10 protein-coding genes and 1 tRNA gene are annotated in these 15,109 nt (G+C 72.9%); 2 read left to right on the plus strand and 9 right to left on the minus strand.

What is annotated here, in order from left to right; genetic code table 11:
- Window positions 1-89: 89 nt before the first annotated feature.
- From ACZ63I_RS14505 to leuS, 6 genes are all read right to left on the minus strand, one after another.
- The gene (locus ACZ63I_RS14505; protein ID WP_469338646.1) at window positions 90-911 is read right to left on the minus strand and encodes an arylamine N-acetyltransferase family protein; all 822 of its coding nucleotides are present in this window, start codon (window positions 909-911) and stop codon (window positions 90-92) included.
- A gap of 14 nt (window positions 912-925) precedes the next feature.
- The gene (locus ACZ63I_RS14510; protein ID WP_469338648.1) at window positions 926-3,397 is read right to left on the minus strand and encodes a ComEC/Rec2 family competence protein; all 2,472 of its coding nucleotides are present in this window, start codon (window positions 3,395-3,397) and stop codon (window positions 926-928) included.
- Window positions 3,394-4,362 (minus strand): ComEA family DNA-binding protein, encoded by a 969-nt coding sequence (locus tag ACZ63I_RS14515; protein ID WP_469338650.1) that lies wholly within the window; start codon window positions 4,360-4,362, stop codon window positions 3,394-3,396. The genes ACZ63I_RS14510 and ACZ63I_RS14515 overlap by 4 nt, the downstream gene beginning before the upstream one ends.
- 123 nt (window positions 4,363-4,485) lie before the next feature.
- Window positions 4,486-5,331 carry a DegV family protein gene (locus ACZ63I_RS14520; RefSeq protein WP_041996401.1) on the minus strand — a complete coding sequence of 282 codons (846 nt, stop codon included), beginning with the start codon at window positions 5,329-5,331 and terminating at the stop codon, window positions 4,486-4,488.
- Window positions 5,332-5,417: 86 nt separating this feature from the next.
- Window positions 5,418-6,236 (minus strand): hypothetical protein, encoded by an 819-nt coding sequence (locus ACZ63I_RS14525; protein WP_469338652.1) that lies wholly within the window; start codon window positions 6,234-6,236, stop codon window positions 5,418-5,420.
- A gap of 118 nt (window positions 6,237-6,354) precedes the next feature.
- Window positions 6,355-9,243, minus strand: a complete 2,889-nt coding sequence (leuS, locus tag ACZ63I_RS14530; RefSeq protein WP_469338654.1) for a leucine--tRNA ligase — start codon at window positions 9,241-9,243, stop codon at window positions 6,355-6,357.
- 499 nt (window positions 9,244-9,742) lie between these two features.
- Between leuS and ACZ63I_RS14535 the strand changes: the two genes are divergently transcribed.
- Complete coding sequence (locus ACZ63I_RS14535) at window positions 9,743-11,344, plus strand: hypothetical protein (RefSeq protein ID WP_469338656.1); 1,602 nt, start codon at window positions 9,743-9,745, stop codon at window positions 11,342-11,344.
- Window positions 11,341-12,933: a ferredoxin gene (locus tag ACZ63I_RS14540; RefSeq protein WP_469338658.1), complete on the plus strand. Its 1,593-nt coding sequence runs from the start codon at window positions 11,341-11,343 to the stop codon at window positions 12,931-12,933. Before ACZ63I_RS14535 ends, ACZ63I_RS14540 begins: the two co-directional genes overlap by 4 nt.
- A 70-nt stretch (window positions 12,934-13,003) precedes the next feature.
- On the opposite strand, the gene ACZ63I_RS14545 is transcribed toward ACZ63I_RS14540, so the two are convergent.
- From ACZ63I_RS14545 to ACZ63I_RS14555, 3 genes are all read right to left on the minus strand, one after another.
- Window positions 13,004-13,079: transfer RNA gene (locus ACZ63I_RS14545), tRNA-Ala, on the minus strand.
- Between the two features lie 30 nt (window positions 13,080-13,109).
- Window positions 13,110-13,343, minus strand: coding sequence for a hypothetical protein (locus tag ACZ63I_RS14550; protein ID WP_041989882.1), 234 nt, complete (start codon window positions 13,341-13,343; stop codon window positions 13,110-13,112).
- A gap of 257 nt (window positions 13,344-13,600) precedes the next feature.
- Window positions 13,601-15,034: an MFS transporter gene (locus tag ACZ63I_RS14555; RefSeq protein WP_469338660.1), complete on the minus strand. Its 1,434-nt coding sequence runs from the start codon at window positions 15,032-15,034 to the stop codon at window positions 13,601-13,603.
- Window positions 15,035-15,109 lie beyond the last annotated feature (75 nt).

Genomic DNA, 15,109 nt, shown 5'->3' on the forward strand with positions numbered 1-15,109 from the left:
TCGTCGGGGCGGCGGCCCTTGACGAATAGGCATTCGATCACTCTTGCGTTGTTCGAGGCAAACGTACCGCCAAGTAGAGATCCCGACCGTTACGAGGTGTTACCTGTCCGTGGCCGTACGACGGGCACCCGGTCGAGCCGCAGCCCGAAGTGGTCGCGGTAGGCGGCCAGCACCGCCGCGTCGTCGGGCAGCTCCCGCTCCCGGCGCTCACCGCGCACGGTTGTGACGAGCTTGCCGCCGCTGAGCGTCACCCGGCCGTCCCCGGTGAGCAGCGAGCAGACCAGCGAGCCGGTGAAATGCGACTGCGGCGAGGTGCGGTGGTACCAGGCCCCGGCCGCGAAGTCCGCGAGGACGCGGGGCCGTTGTTCGATCCGGTACTGCGGCACCCCGTCCCTGACGATGTCCAGATCCCCCTTCGCGGCTGCCTCCGCGCGGTCGGCGATCCGGAACGTCCCTGCGGGGTCGCTCTGTTCGTCGCGCCGGTCCGCTTCGAGGGGATACTGGCTGTGGTCTCCGAAGCCGACGTCAGCGAACAGCCGGCGGCTGCCGCCGTCCTGCTCGGTGGTCTCCACGAGGAGCACGAGATGGTCGTACGGAATGCCGGGCCTGCCGTCGGCGTCCAGCACCCGCGCCTGGAGCAGCGTCACCCCGAACCCGAGGTCACGCAGCAGCGCGCCGAACGCCCCGTTGAGTTCGTAGCAGAAGCCGCCACGGCCGCGCTCCACGATCTTCGCGACGAGCGCGCCCTCTTCGAGCACGATGTCCTCGCCGAGATGCACCGAAAGGTTCTCGAACGGCACGGATCTCAGATGCCGTAGCTGAAGCTCCCGCAGGGCCGCCGCGTCGGGCCGCGTCGGGACCGTGGCGCCGATCCGGTGCAGATAGGCGGTGGTGCGCTGCGAAAGGTCCATCGTCCAAGTCTCCTTCAGCCGACTGACAGGTCCTCTCCCCGGGGCACCGCCCGCAGGTCGCGGCCCGCGCCCGTGACCGCGATCGGACCGTTCTTGTCCGTGCGCAGCACGGCCGCTCCCCCGGTGGTGAGTGCGGCGAGCGTCCTGGGCGACGGATGGCCGTACACGTTGTGCCTCCCCGAGGAGATGAGTGCCAGCCGGGGGCGGAGCTGGCGGAGCAGGCCCGGGTCCTGGTGTGCGGAGCCGTGGTGGGCGACCTTGAGGACGTCCACCGGCGGCAGCCCCGGGTTGTCCCGCAACAGGCTCTGCTGGGCGGTCGGTTCGAGGTCGCCGGGGAGCAGCAGCGTGGGGCCGCCGGTGATTCGTACGAACAGCGCGACGCTGGAGTCGTTCGGCTCGCCCGTCACGGGTCCCGGCCCCGCGCGCGGCCACAGCACCCGCCAGGAGAGCGGCCCGATGCGGCGCTGCTCGCCCGGCGCGACCGGCACGACGGGTACGCGCGCCGCCGCCGCGGTCCTGCGGACGAAGGCGGTCTGCTCCCGGGGCTCGGCGAAGGTGGTCGTCTCGACGGCGCCGACCGCCCGCCCCCGCAACACCCCGGGCAGCCCGGTGACATGGTCGGCGTGGAAGTGCGTGAGCAGCAGCAGCGGGACGCGCGTGACACCGAGGTCCCGCAGGCACCTGTCGACGAGGGCGGGCTCGGGCCCCGCGTCCACCACCACCGCCGTGCCCTCGCCTGCGGCGAGCACGGTGGCGTCGCCCTGGCCGACGTCGCACATCGCGAACGTCCAGCCGGGCGGCGGCCAGCCGGTGACGATCCGGGTGAGCGGTGGGGGCCGCACCACGGCGAGCAGCAGCAGCACCGTGCACCCGGCTGTCGCCCAGGGGTGGCGGGGCACATACCGCGCGCCGTACACGGCAAGCACCGTCAGTACGGCGAGCAGTGCGCCGCCTGGCCAGCCCTTGGGCCAGTCGAGCCGCGCGCCGGGCAGCCCGGCCCCGGCGCGCGCGACGGCGGCGATCCACCCGGCCGGCCAGCCGGCGCACCGGGCAAGCACCTCGGCCACGGGCAGGGCCACCGGCGCGAGCCCCAGCGCCGCGAAGCCGAGAACGGTGGCCGGGGCGACGGCCAACTCGGCGAAGAGATTGCACGGGACGGCCACCAGACTCACCCGCGCGGCGAAGACCACCACCACGGGAGCGCACACGGCCTGCGCGGCCCCGGCCGCCGCCAGCACCTCGGCGAGCCGCACCGGCACCCCGCGCCCGCGCAGCGCCGCACTCCACCGGGGTGCGATCGTGAGCAGGGAGCCGGTGGCCAGTACGGACAGCAGGAACCCGTAGCCCCGCGCCAGCCAGGGGTCGTGGAGCACCAGCAGCAGAACGGCTGCGGCGAGGGCGGGGAGCAGGGATCTGCGGCGCCCGGTGCCGATGGCGAGCAGCGTGATCAGTCCGCAGGCCGCGGCGCGCAGCACGCTCGGCTCCGGGCGGCAGACCACCACGAAGGCCAGCGTGAGCACCCCGCCGAGCAGCGCGGTCGCCCGCAGCGGGATCCCCAGCCGGGCGGCGAGCCCGCGCCGCTCGGCCCGCAGCGCCAGCCCCGGCGGTCCGATCAGCAGCGCGAGGACGATCGCCAGATTGGCTCCGCTGACGGCCGTCAGATGGGCGAGGTCGGTCGCCTTGAACGCCTCGTCCAGCTCCGGCGAGATCCGCGAGGTGTCACCGACGACCAGCCCCGGCAGCAGGGCGCGTGCGTCGGACGGCAGCCCGTCGGTCGCTTCCCGCAGTCCGGCGCGCAGCGCACCGGCCCGGCGCTGGAGCCCGGTCGGCGGCCCGCTGACCGCCGGCGGTCCCGCCCCCTCGGCACGGAGCACCGCCGCATAGCGCACATCGCCGTCCATGGGTGGCTCCAGCCGTCCGGTCACCCGCAGCCGGGTGGAGGGCAGCAGCCCCTGCCAGGACGCGAGATGGTCGCCGGGCGTGGCGAAGACCTGGAGCGGGGTACGGCCGGCCGTGGCGCGCCCGTCGGGCGCCGTCACCAGGACGGCGTCGGCGTCGAGCATCACCCCGCCGTCGGAGAGCTGGTCCCCGCGCACCTTCGGCCGGGCGAGCCGGGGGTCCGAGGTGACGGTCAGCTCGACGGTCACCCGGGCGTACCGCTCGGCCAGCCCCGGCACGGGCCCCCGGCGCAGATCGGCGCCGTGCAGCCCGGCGCAGGCCGCGCCGGCCGCCGCGCACAGCAGTGCGGTCGCCACCGCCACCCGGCCGGGCCGCCGCCCCCGTACCAGCAGGAGCGCCGCCGCCGCCAGCAGGCAGAGCGCCACGCCCGCGCCGGTCCAGCTTCCCGGCGCGCCGATGGCGAGGGCGGCGGCGCCCCAGGCCGCCAGCGCGGGCGGCACCAGCCGCAGATCCGCCGGGGCCTCCTGCCTCGGGTCGGCGTCGCCGAGCCGTCCGTCGGCCGCCGCATGGACCACGGGTCGGTTCATGGCCGTACGAGCGGTTGAAGGTCGGCGAACCTGCGGTCACCGATGCCGTTGACCTCGCGGAGCTGATCGACGGAGCGGAAGCCGCCGTTCTGGGTGCGGTAGTCCACGATGTGCTGGGCGAGCACGGGGCCGACCCCGGGCAGCGTGTCCAACTGGTCCACCGTGGCGGAGCCGAGGCTCACCGGGCTCGCCGGCCGCGCCGCGCCCCCGCCGCCGGGCGCTCCCGGCACCGCGCCGCCGGCGGCCGGGGGCGCGGGGGCGCCCACGACGACCTGCTCGCCGTCGAGCAGCACCCGGGCCCGGTTCAGCGCGGTGAGATCCGTACCGGCCTTGACGCCCCCGGCGGCCCGCAGGGCGTCGGAGACCCGGGACCCCGCGGGCAGCCGCAGCACACCGGGGCTGCGGACCTTGCCGCTCACATCGACGACGACCCGCGCGGACGATGCGGCGGGGGCTGCCGCCGGTAGCGGCGAAGGTGACGGCGTGGGGAAGGGCATCGCCTTACCGACCGCCTGCGGCGCACTGACGGCCTGCGGCCGCGCCGACCAGAAATGCTGAACCGCCAGGACCACCGCCACGACAAGGACCACGGCGAGAGCCGCCAGCGTCCGGGGCTCCAGACCGCAGCGGAGCTGGAGCCACAGCGACAGCCGGGCCCGCCGCCGCGCACCGACCCGCACGGGAGGGTCGGCCGTGCCGGGCGTGTCGGGCGTGTCGGGTACGGGGGCATCGAGGACAGGAGTATCGGCGGCCGGCGGCGCCGGCATCCCGCCGAAGAGGGCGTCGGCGCGCGTGCGCTGCGGCGCTTCGCCCGGCCGGTACCGGGCGCGGCCATGACGTCCGCGCGCGCCGGCCCGGCCGTCGGAAGCGGGGGCGCGCCCCGGGCCGCTGGTGGCGGCGCGGGTGCGCGGGCGGATACGGGAGGGGGTCCGGAGAGGAGCGCGAGAAGGAGTACGAAGAGCCATGTCACAGGACGTTAGGCGGATCGGCGGAACGCCGATGATCAAGCTCAATTCCTGTGGAAAACCGGCCAGTTGTGGATAAGTGCGTCACCCGAAAGCGCCACCCGACGGCCCCGTCGACGCCGCTCAGCGCGGCGAGACCACAGCTCCCAGCAGCCCCGGCCCGGTGTGTGCCCCGATCACCGCACCCACCTCGCTCACATGCAGATCCACCAGCCCCGGCACCCGCGTCCGCAGCCGGTCGGCGAGCGTCGCCGCCCGCTCGTGCGCCGCCAGATGGTGCACGGCGATGTCCACGGCATGCTCGCCCGCCCGCTCGATCACCAGCTCTTCCAGCCGGGCGATCGCCTTCGACGCCGTCCGCACCTTCTCCAGCAGCTCGATCCGGCCGTCGTCCAACTGGAGCAGCGGCTTCACCGAGAGCGCCGAGCCGAGCAGCGCCTGCGTCGCGCCGATCCGGCCGCCCCTGCGCAGATAGTCCAGCGTGTCGACGTAGAAGTAGGCGGCCGTCCCCGCGGCGCGTTTCTCCGCAGCGGCCACCGCCTCGTCCAGGCTGCCGTCCGCGTCGGCGGACTCGGCCGCCGCGAGCGCGCAGAATCCGAGGGCCATCGCCACCATGCCGGTGTCCACCACCCTCACCGGTACGGGTGCTTCCTTCGCCGCGAGCAGCGCCGCGTCGTACGTCCCGGAGAATTCGGCCGACAGGTGCAGCGACACGATTCCGGTCGCGCCCGCCTCCGCCGCCTTGCGGTACGTGGCGGCGAAGACGTCGGGGCTGGGCCGCGACGTGGTGACCGAGTGGCGCTTCTGGAGTGCCAGGGCCAGCGAGCGGGCCGAGATCTCCGTGCCCTCCTCCAGCGCGCGGTCGCCGAGCACGACGGTCAGCGGCACCGCTGTGATGCCGTGCCGCTCCATCGTCTGGGGCGGCAGGTAGGCCGTTGAATCGGTGACGATCGCGACATGGCGGGACATGAGCGGGAGGTTACCCGTCAGCGCCCCCGGTCGGCAGCTCGGCCCCGCATCGATGATCGATTCGACCGGACCCATGATCGATTCGGTCAGTTCCCGGTCTCCGGCTTGGCGGAGCGTGGCGACTTCTGCCGTGCCTGCTTCCGCAGTGATTGCTTCTGTCCCGGCTGCTCCCGCACCGGTTCCTTCTCCCGGGCCGGCCGCTGCCACGGGTAGCCCGTGCCGCGCGTGGCGTCCGTCGGTCCGATCGCCTGCGGCCCCTCGACGGGCGGCGGCTCCGGCCAGGTCTGGTCGACCACCGTGGGATTCTCGTCCTGCGGCACGTCCGAGCCCTGAGGCACGTTCGAGCCCTGCGGCGGTTCGGCCACCGTCCAGTGCCGCAGCGCGCCCGACTCCACGTCGATCTGGCTGGTCAGCGTCGACAAGTCATCGTCGGCGAACCTCCTGGCCCGGTCCCGCGCCGCCCAGCGCAGCGAGTCCGCCGAGTGCGTGATGCTGTCCGTGCGCTCGCGCAGCTCCTGGAGGCGGTCGGCGATCCTCTTGCGGTCCGGGTCGCGTTCGAGCTGCTTCAGCTCGGCGTCCAGCTCATGGCCATGGACGCTGAGCCGCTTGAAGAGGTCGACCGACTCCGAGAGCGAGGCGTCGTCGGGGGCGCCGGCCCGCAGCGCTTCCTGCGTGGCCCGCATGGATGTGCGCAGCCGCAGCCGCAACTGGGCCAGCTCGCCCTGCACCCCCGGCTGCCCGAAGCTCTTGGCCCGCAGGGCGGTGTCCTCGACCGTACGGCGCGCCTGCGTGACCGTACGGTCCACGCTGCGCCTGGCCGCTCCGACGGCCTTGACGGTCACATATGCCCCGGCGGCGACGAAGGCGACGAAGAGCAGCACCAGGATCAGGATGACGGCTTCCATGGGCGGCCCTCCGCAGTCGGTGTCGTCCTACCACCGTAAACGGACGGGGCAGGCCGGGGGTTCCATCCGAACCCCCAACCTGCCCCTAAGGGACGTCCCTATACCTGCGGGACGGCTCTTACGCGGTAACGATGTTGACCAGCTTCGGTGCCCGCACGACCACCTTGCGGATATCCGCCCCGCCCAGCGCCGCCACCACGTCCGCGTGGCCCAGCGCCAGCGTCTCCAGCTCCGCGTCCGAGATCGCGGGGGAGACCTCCAGCCGCGCCTTGACCTTGCCCTTGATCTGCACCACGCAGATCACCGTCTCGTCCACGACGTACGCCGGGTCGGCCACGGGATAGTCGTGGTGGACCACCGAATCCGTGTGCCCCAGCTTGCGCCACAGCTCCTCGGAGATGTGCGGCGCCAGCGGCGCGACCAGCAGCACCAGCCGCTCGGCCACGGACCTCGGCACCGGGCCCCGCGTCTTCGTCAGGTGGTTGTTCAGCTCGGTGACCTTGGCGATGGCCGTGTTGAAGCGCAGCCCCGCCATGTCGTGCGAGACCCCGTCGATCGCCTTGTGCAGCGCGCGCAGCGTCGGCACGTCGGGCTCCGTGTCGGCGACGTTGACCTCGCCCGTCGCCTCGTCGACGACATTGCGCCACAGCCGCTGCAGCAGCCGGTACTGGCCGACGACGGCCCGGGTGTCCCACGGCCGCGCGACGTCCAGGGGGCCCATCGCCATCTCGTACAGCCGCAGCGTGTCGGCGCCGTAGTCGGCGAAGATCTCGTCGGGCGTGACCGCGTTCTTCAGGGACTTGCCCATCTTGCCCAGCACCCGGCTGACCTGCCGGCCCTCGTACCAGTAGCTGCCGTCCCGCTCCTCGACCTCGGCGGCCGGCACCGCGATACCGCGGGCGTCGCGGTAGACGTACGCCTGGATCATGCCCTGGTTGTACAGCTTGTGGAACGGCTCGACCGACGAGACGTGCCCCAGGTCGAACAGCACCTTCGACCAGAACCGCGCGTACAGCAGGTGCAGTACGGCGTGCTCCTGGCCGCCCACGTACAGGTCGACGCCGCCGTGCGGCATGCCCTCGCGCGGGCCCATCCAGTACTGCTCGACGGCCGGGTCGACCAGCTTCTCGTCGTTGTGCGGGTCCAGGTAGCGCAGCTCGTACCAGCACGAACCGGCCCAGTTCGGCATGGTGTTGGTCTCGCGGCGGTAGCGCTTGACGCCGTCGCCGCGACCCAGGTCCAGCTCGACGTCGACCCAGTCCTCGTTGCGCGACAGCGGGGTCTCGGGCTTGGTGTCCGCGTCGTCGGGGTCGAAGGTGCGTGGCGAGTAGTCGTCAACTTCGGGCAGTTCCAGGGGCAGCATCGACTCGGGCAGCGAGTGCGCGATGCCGTCCTCGTCGTAGACGATCGGGAACGGCTCGCCCCAGTAGCGCTGCCGGCTGAACAGCCAGTCGCGCAGCCGGAAGTTGACGGTCCCCTCACCGATACCGCGCTCGGCCAGCCACTCCGTGATCCGCGCCTTGGCCTCGACCACACCCAGACCGTCCAGGGTGATGTCGGTGCCCGTCGAGTTGACGATGCGGGCGTCGTACGAGACGAACGCGTCGTCCCACTCCCCCGCGTCGGTCGACCGGCCGTCGGTCGGCTCGACCACGCAGCGCACGGGCAGTTCGAAGGCGCGCGCGAAGGCGAAGTCCCGGCTGTCGTGCGCGGGGACGGCCATGATCGCGCCCGTGCCGTACCCCATCAGGACGTAGTCGGCGATGAAGACCGGGATCTGCTCGCCGCTGACCGGGTTGGTCGCGTAGGCGCCGGTGAAGACACCGGTCTTGTCCTTGGCCTCGGCCTGCCGCTCGACGTCGGACTTGGCCGCCGCCTGCTTGCGGTACGCGTCGACGGCGTCCACGGGCGTGGCGTGACCGCCGGTCCACACCTGGTGCGTGTCGGCGGGCCAGGCGGCGGGCACGATTTTCTCGACCAGCTCGTGCTCCGGCGCCAGCACCATGTAGGTGGCCCCGAACAGGGTGTCCTGACGGGTCGTGAAGACCGTGACGGCGTCCGTGCCGCCCGCCGCGTCCACGACGGGGAAGTCGACGCGCGCGCCCTCGCTGCGCCCGATCCAGTTGCGCTGCTGCAGCTTGATCGCCTCGGGCCAGTCCAGCTCGTCCAGGTCGTCCAGCAGCCGGTCGGCGTAGGCGGTGATGCGCATGTTCCACTGACGCAGCTTGGACTTGAACACGGGGAAGTTGCCGCGCTCGGAGCGGCCGTCGGCGGTCACTTCCTCGTTGGCCAGGACGGTGCCCAGGCCCGGCGCCCAGTTGACGGGCGCGTCCGAGGCGTACGCCAGCCGGTACTCGCCCAGGACGTCGGCGCGCTCACGCTCCGTCAGCCCGTTCCAGGGGCGGCCGTCGGGGGTCTCCCGCTGTCCGCTCTCGAACTGCGCGACCAGCTCGTCGATGGGGCGCGCCTTGTCGGCGTCCTTGTCGTACCAGGAGTTGAAGATCTGGACGAAGATCCACTGCGTCCACCGGTAGAAGTCGGGGTCGATCGTGGCGACCGACCGCCGCTTGTCGTGGCCCAGGCCCAGCCGGCGGAGCTGGCGCTTCATGTTCTCCATGGCGGCCTCGGTCGACACCCGGGGGTGCGTACCGGTGGCGACGGCGTGCTGCTCGGCGGGCAGGCCGAAGGCGTCGAAGCCCAGCGTGTGCAGGACGTTGTAGCCGGTCATGCGCTGGTGCCTGGCGAAGACGTCGGTGGCGATGTAGCCCAGCGGGTGGCCGACGTGCAGGCCGACACCGGACGGGTACGGGAACATGTCCATGATGAACTTCTTGGGCCTGGCCACCAGGGCGGGGTCGCCCGCCAGCTCCCCGGTCGGGTTCGGCGCCTCGTACGTGCCGTCCGCATCCCAGACGTCCTGCCAGCGCGCCTCGATGTCGGCGGCCATGGCGGCCGTGTAGCGGTGGGGCGCTGCCGCCTCTGCGGCGGCCGAAGTGGTCTCACTCATGATCGTCCGAACTCCATCGATCGTCTCTGCCAGCGGTTTCCGCGATGCCGTTCAGCAAATGAAAAAGCCCCTCGCACAGGAGGGGCGCCGCGCTGGTTCCACCCGGTACGAGATCCGGTGGGACTGGTCAGCGCGGCTCGCTAAGCAGAAGGCGTACGGCACACATGGCTTCAGGTTACCGCAGGGCGCGGACCGCCCGCACAGGACTGGTCGGCGGCCCCGGGCGGTACGGATCACCGCGTACCGCCCCCGGCCCACCCCGCCGCCGGGCCGCCGCCCAACTCGCTTACGGGCCGCGCTTACCCCGCGTATCGGCGCTATACGGGGCAACCGCAACGTTGGTTGGCTCACGTTCCCCGGGTTAAACCCGCAAATGGCGTACTGGCCGGAAAGGCGCGACCTAGCATGCCGCAACGGGACCGCTTTCCCGAGCCATTCGGAGTCGACCCCCATGAACCCTCATCGTATGAACAGTTCGTCACTCCCCACGGAGCGCGGCATGAGCCGTCAGGTCCGGGGCGGACTGACCGTTGCCGCACTGGTACTGGTACCGCTGCTGGCCATCGCCTCGGGCGACGCCTTCCGCGCCGCGCTGGACTTCACCAGCGGCGTGCTCTCCCTGCTCTCGCTGACCTCCGCGGTCGCCTGGGGCCTGATAGCCACCGACCGCTTCCTGCTGTCCTCGCGCCACCGGCTGCTCGCCCAGGGCGTCCACCGGGCGACGGCAGTGGCCTCGCTCGGGTTCCTGCTGCTCCACATCACCGTCAAGGTCTACCTCGGGCATGTGGCGCTGATCGGCGCCGTGGTGCCCTTCGGCCTCGGCGTGACCGGCACCGGCGGCCTCATCGGCCTCGGCTCGCTCGCCGCCATCCTGATGGTTGTCACGGCCATGACCGGCGCCATGCGCAGCGCGTTCGCCCTCCCCGGGCGGTTCGCCGGGCGCTGGCGCACGATGCACATGCTGGCCTACCCGGCCTGGTGCTTCGCCCTGATGCACGGCCTCTACGCGGGTCGCGCCCCGGCGACCTACGTCGTCGTCCTGTACTGCCTGTCCCTCCTCGGGGTGGGCGGCGCCGTCTCCCTTCGGCTGCTGCCGAAGCCGGTCCAGCGGCGCATCGCCCAGCGGCTCCTCGCACTCGCCGGCACCCGCGGTCCCGCCGAGCCCGAGCCCGCCAGGCGCGACCCGGCCGAGTCGCCGCTGCCCGGTGCCACGACGGTCACCGGATCGTCCGCGTACGAGCGCGGGCCCCAGCGCGGGCCCGAGCGCGGATCCGAGTACGAGCGGCAGTTCCAGCGGCCGTCCGCACCCGCGGCGCAGTCGCTGGGCGCGTCCTCCCCGCAGACGCTGGGGGCGTCGTCGGCGCAGCCGCTGGGCTCCCCGCTCGGCAGGGGGTTCACCGCGCCGCAGCTCTCCGCACCGGCCCAGCCGGTGTACGAGTACGGGTACGAGTCGCTGCGGCCCGAGCCGCTGCCGCCCCTACCCCCCTTGCCCGACCCGCTGACGGACCCCTTCCCCGCCCCTCTGGCGGGCAGCGGCGCCGGTACCGGTACCGGGACCAGTACCAGCACCGGTACGAGCACGGGCCTGGCGGCCGGATACGCGGCCTCCCGGGCCGGCGGATCGCCGTCGACCGGATCGCCGTCGAACGGTTCGCCGTCGAACGGGGAGATACCGCTCGCCGAGCGCATCCCCATGACCGAGGAGCTGCCCGTCATCTCCGGTGTCTCCGACATCACCAGCCTCTCGGACGGCCACTCCGGCAGGCAGGGCCCCTGGCCCGCACCGCACCCGGCGCCGCCGGGGCAGTCCTTCGCACCATCCCCTCCGTCCCCGTACTCCCCGTACCCCGGCCCTTCCGATCCTTCAGGCACCTCCCCGTACGGCCCCGGCGCGCCGTCCCCGTACGACACGGGCTCGATCCCGCCGTACGACCCGGGCATCAGCGCCGGGTACGACACGGGCTCGCTGCCCCCGTACAACGGCCAGGCACCGGCGTCCCCCGTCGGGCCGATGCCCGAGGCGCCCGAGCCGGCGCCGGGGCCGATGTATCCGCCCCCGGCCGGGGAACCCTGGAACGCACCCGCAGGAGACCGACCGTGAACGTCCCGCTCCCCGATGTCCCCGAAGTCCGGGTTGTCGGCCTTCCCCAGCTCACCCAGGGCTTCGACCTGGTCGAGCGGCTCGATCTCTCCCTGCATCTGAAGGTGCACGGCCCCCTCCAGCCGGTGACGGGCGAGCGCCTCGCCCAGCTCGCCGAGCACATATCCCTGCGCGGCAGAGGCGGCGCGGGCTTCCCGTTCGGCACGAAGCTGCGGGCCGTCGCCCAGTCCTCGATACGCCGCGGGGTGCGCCCCGTCGTCGTCATCAACGGCAGTGAGGGCGAACCCGCCTGCCGCAAGGACACCGTGCTGCTCAACCGCGCGCCGCACCTCATCCTCGACGGCGCGCTGCTGGCGGCCGAGGCGCTGGGCGCCAGGACCCTGATCATCGCCGTGACCCGCAACTCGACCGAGATGTCGATGCGCGACGCGCTCGCCGAGCGCGGACTCACCGACCGGCGCGGGCGCCAGCTCAGGGCCCGGATCGTCCGTACGCCCGAGCGCATGGTCTCCGGCGAGGCGTCCTCCGTGATCCGCGCCATCGGCGGCGGTCCCGCACTGCCCGCGGGCCGGCGCGAGCGGGCCGCCGAGTCGGGCGTCAACGGCGCCCCGACACTGCTGTCCAACGCCGAGACCTTCGCCCAACTCGCGGTCGCGGCCAGGATCGGCGCCCGCCGGTACGCCCACACCGGCCTGGAGTCCGAGCCCGGCACGGTCATGCTCACGGTCTCCGGCGCCGTCGCCCGGCCGCTGGTCATCGAGGTCCCGACGGGCGTGCCGCTGCGGTACGTCCTCCAGATGGCGGGCGCGCCGCCGCTCCCCCAGGGCGTGCTGACCGGCGGCTACCACGGCAACTGGATCGACGCGGTCGCCGCGCACGACGCCGCCGTCTCGCGCGACTCCCTTGCCGCCGTGGGCGGTTCGCTGGGCGCGGGCGCGATCCTGCCGATCGGCCCCGAGACCTGCCCGCTCGGCGAGGCGCTGCGCGTGGCCAACTGGCTGGCCGCCGAGACCGCGGGACAGTGCGGCCCCTGCCGCCTCGGCCTGCCGGCCGCGGCGGGCGGTCTGTCCGACGTCATCAACGGCGGCGGCCCGGCCGCCCTGGAGGCGCTGCGCGCGGTCACCCAGGCCGTCAAGGGCCGCGGCGCGTGCAAGCACCCCGACGGCTCGGCGCGGTTCTTCGCCTCCACGCTCTCGGCGTTCACCGACGACCTGGCCGCGCACGTCCTGGACGGCGGCTGCGGACGCGAGACGACCGGCGTGCTCCCGCTGCCGGGCCCCGGCTACCAGGACGCGGTGGAGTCCATCCCGAGCGGCGAGAAGATCGCCGTCGACTGGACGCTGTGCCAGGGCCACGGCCTGTGCGCCGACATCATCCCCGAGCTGATCCGGCTCGGCCCCGACGGCTTCCCCGCCCTCGCCGACGCCGACGTCCCCATGCATCTGCGGGGCCGCGCCCAGCGCGCCGTACGCCGCTGCCCGGCCCTGGCCCTGCGCATCGAACAGCCGGCCCCCCAGCGCCGCCCGGCCCGCGCCGCCCTCCCCCCGGCGACCGGCGGCCGCAAGGCCCTGGGCCCCGGCCGCGGTTAGCCGACCCCGGCAGTACAACAAGAAGCGGGCCACCCGATCCGGGTGGCCCGCTTCTCTGTGACGCTGTGGGTGGTGGAGCTAAGGAGAATTGAACTCCTGACCTCCTGCATGCCATGCAGGCGCTCTACCAACTGAGCTATAGCCCCTTGCGACATCGAGAACATTACACGGTGCCGTCAGGCCGTGGCGAACGAGTAGAACCGCTTGAGCGTGCAGTGCTCGTCGAGGAGGCGGCCGTAGATCGGTTCGCCCTCCAATTCGCGGTAGGTCTCGATGGGGTCACCTTTTATGATCAGCGCCCGCGCGCACTCCTCGCACCAGTACTGAAAGTCGTGATTGAGGGGATCCATGTCCCTGACGATGGGCGTACCACTGCCGCACCAGTCGCATTTACGCCTGTGGGCACCCATCAATCAGCTCCAGATGTGGCCGCAGGCCGTGCACACGTAAGAAACTCCACCGTTGTCGCCGAGCACTTGGGCCACATGGGACGAACCGCACGTAGGACATCTGAGGCGGGAGTGGTCGTCCGCCGTGGTGAGCAGGGCATCGGCCTCTTCGATGCTGCTCGCGGACATCGTGCACTCCCTCCCTGACCGCGCCGGCGTCCCCCTCCGGCCGTCCGATTCTGCCACGGCCTGGCAAGGGGGTCAGCCGGAAATCGCAGCTACGCGCGTCGCTGTCGTCCGAGACCGGCCAGCGCGCCGAGGATCGCGGCGCCCGCGAGGGCCAGGGTCGTCGCCCAGAGGGCGTCGGCTGCGGCGTCGGGACCGGGTGCGTCGAGGCGGTTCAGGAAGAGGGTGCCGAACGCCGCGACGCCCAGGAGCTGGCCGAGTTGGGTGACGGTCGCCAGCAGTCCGCTGGCGTCCGCCGCGTCCTCCTGGCGTACGGTCGCCAGCGCGCCGGTCAGCGCCGGGCTGAAGCCGAGCGCGAGACCCGCGCCCATCCCGACGAACGCGGCGTACATCGGGAATCCGCCGTCGCCGATGTCCCGCAGCACCCGGCCGACGGCCGCGGCGGAGACAGCGGCCAGCACGAACCCGCCCGGGATAAGCGCCTTTTGCATCCGCCGGGGCCAGTTGCGCCAGGTCATCCCGACCGCGCCGAAGACCAGTGCGGTCGGCGCGAAGGTCAGCCCGGCGCGCAGCGCGCTGTAGCCGAGGGCGCCCTGGATGTAGAGGGTGAGGGCGAAGAGGAAGCCAGAGTTGACCGCCATCATCAGGCCGATCCGTACGGCGGCCACGCCCATGCCGGGGATACGGAGCACCCGCGGCGCGACGAGCGGGGCGCCGCCGCGTGCGGCGAGCCGGGCCTCGTAGCCGAGGAAGCAGCCGAAGAGGACCACGGACGCGGCGAGGGAGACCCAGGACCAGACCGGCCAGTCCTCTTCCTGGCCGAGGACGAGCGGCACGGTGAGCAGCGAGACGGCCGCGCCGAGCAGGACGAGTCCTGGCAGGTCGAGGGCGCGCCTGCGCTCGGGCTCCGCCGCTCGGTCCTTGGGCAGCACCCGCACGCCCGCGGCCAGCAGGACGATCCCGACGGGCACGTTCACCAGGAAGATCGGCCGCCAGCCCGCCCCGAAGAGGTCGGCGGTGACGAGCACCCCGCCGAGCACCTGCCCGGCGGCGGCGCCGGTGGAGAGCACGGCGGCGTAGGCGCCGAGCGCCTTGCCGCGCGCCTCGCCGGTGAAGTTGCGCTGGATCAGGCTGAGCACCTGGGGGATCATCAGCGCCGCCCCCGCGCCCTGGACCAGCCGGAAGCCGATCAACTGGCCGGTGTTCGCGGCGAGTCCGCAGGCGAGCGAGGCGGCGGTGAAGACGAGCAGGCCGCCGAGGTACAGCCGGCGGTGGCCCAGCAGGTCGCCGAGCCGGGCGCCGGTGATCAGCAGGACCGCGTACGCGATGGTGTAGCCCGCGATGACGAGCTGCAACGAGGCGCCGGACGCGTGGAGTTCGACGCGGATCGTCGGGGCGGCCACATTGACGATGAAGACGTCGAGCAGCGCCATGAACTGGGCGGCGAGCACCACAGCCAGCAGCGGGCCTCTGCCGGGGCCGCTGTCAGTGGTGGGGGCTTTACTTGGATGGGTGGCGGTCGTCATGGAACCGAGCCTGCGGCCGGAGGGATACGGGTAACGAGAGCCCGCTGATGCTGGTACTGACAGCACCTGGCAAGG

It is taken from the genome of Streptomyces sp. NPDC087906 (assembly GCF_055584925.1).

Excerpts from the sequence above, each read along its gene's own strand:
- ACZ63I_RS14505 (WP_469338646.1), bottom strand. The coding sequence starts at position 911 with ATGGACCTTTCGCAGCGCACCACCGCCTATCTGCACCGGATCGGCGCC.
- ACZ63I_RS14510 (WP_469338648.1), bottom strand. The coding sequence starts at position 3,397 with ATGAACCGACCCGTGGTCCATGCGGCGGCCGACGGACGGCTCGGCGAC.
- ACZ63I_RS14515 (WP_469338650.1), bottom strand. The coding sequence starts at position 4,362 with ATGGCTCTTCGTACTCCTTCTCGCGCTCCTCTCCGGACCCCCTCCCGT.
- ACZ63I_RS14520 (WP_041996401.1), bottom strand. The coding sequence starts at position 5,331 with ATGTCCCGCCATGTCGCGATCGTCACCGATTCAACGGCCTACCTGCCG.
- ACZ63I_RS14525 (WP_469338652.1), bottom strand. The coding sequence starts at position 6,236 with ATGGAAGCCGTCATCCTGATCCTGGTGCTGCTCTTCGTCGCCTTCGTC.
- leuS (WP_469338654.1), bottom strand. The coding sequence starts at position 9,243 with ATGAGTGAGACCACTTCGGCCGCCGCAGAGGCGGCAGCGCCCCACCGC.
- ACZ63I_RS14535 (WP_469338656.1), top strand. The coding sequence starts at position 9,743 with ATGAGCCGTCAGGTCCGGGGCGGACTGACCGTTGCCGCACTGGTACTG.
- ACZ63I_RS14550 (WP_041989882.1), bottom strand. The coding sequence starts at position 13,343 with ATGGGTGCCCACAGGCGTAAATGCGACTGGTGCGGCAGTGGTACGCCC.
- ACZ63I_RS14555 (WP_469338660.1), bottom strand. The coding sequence starts at position 15,034 with ATGACGACCGCCACCCATCCAAGTAAAGCCCCCACCACTGACAGCGGC.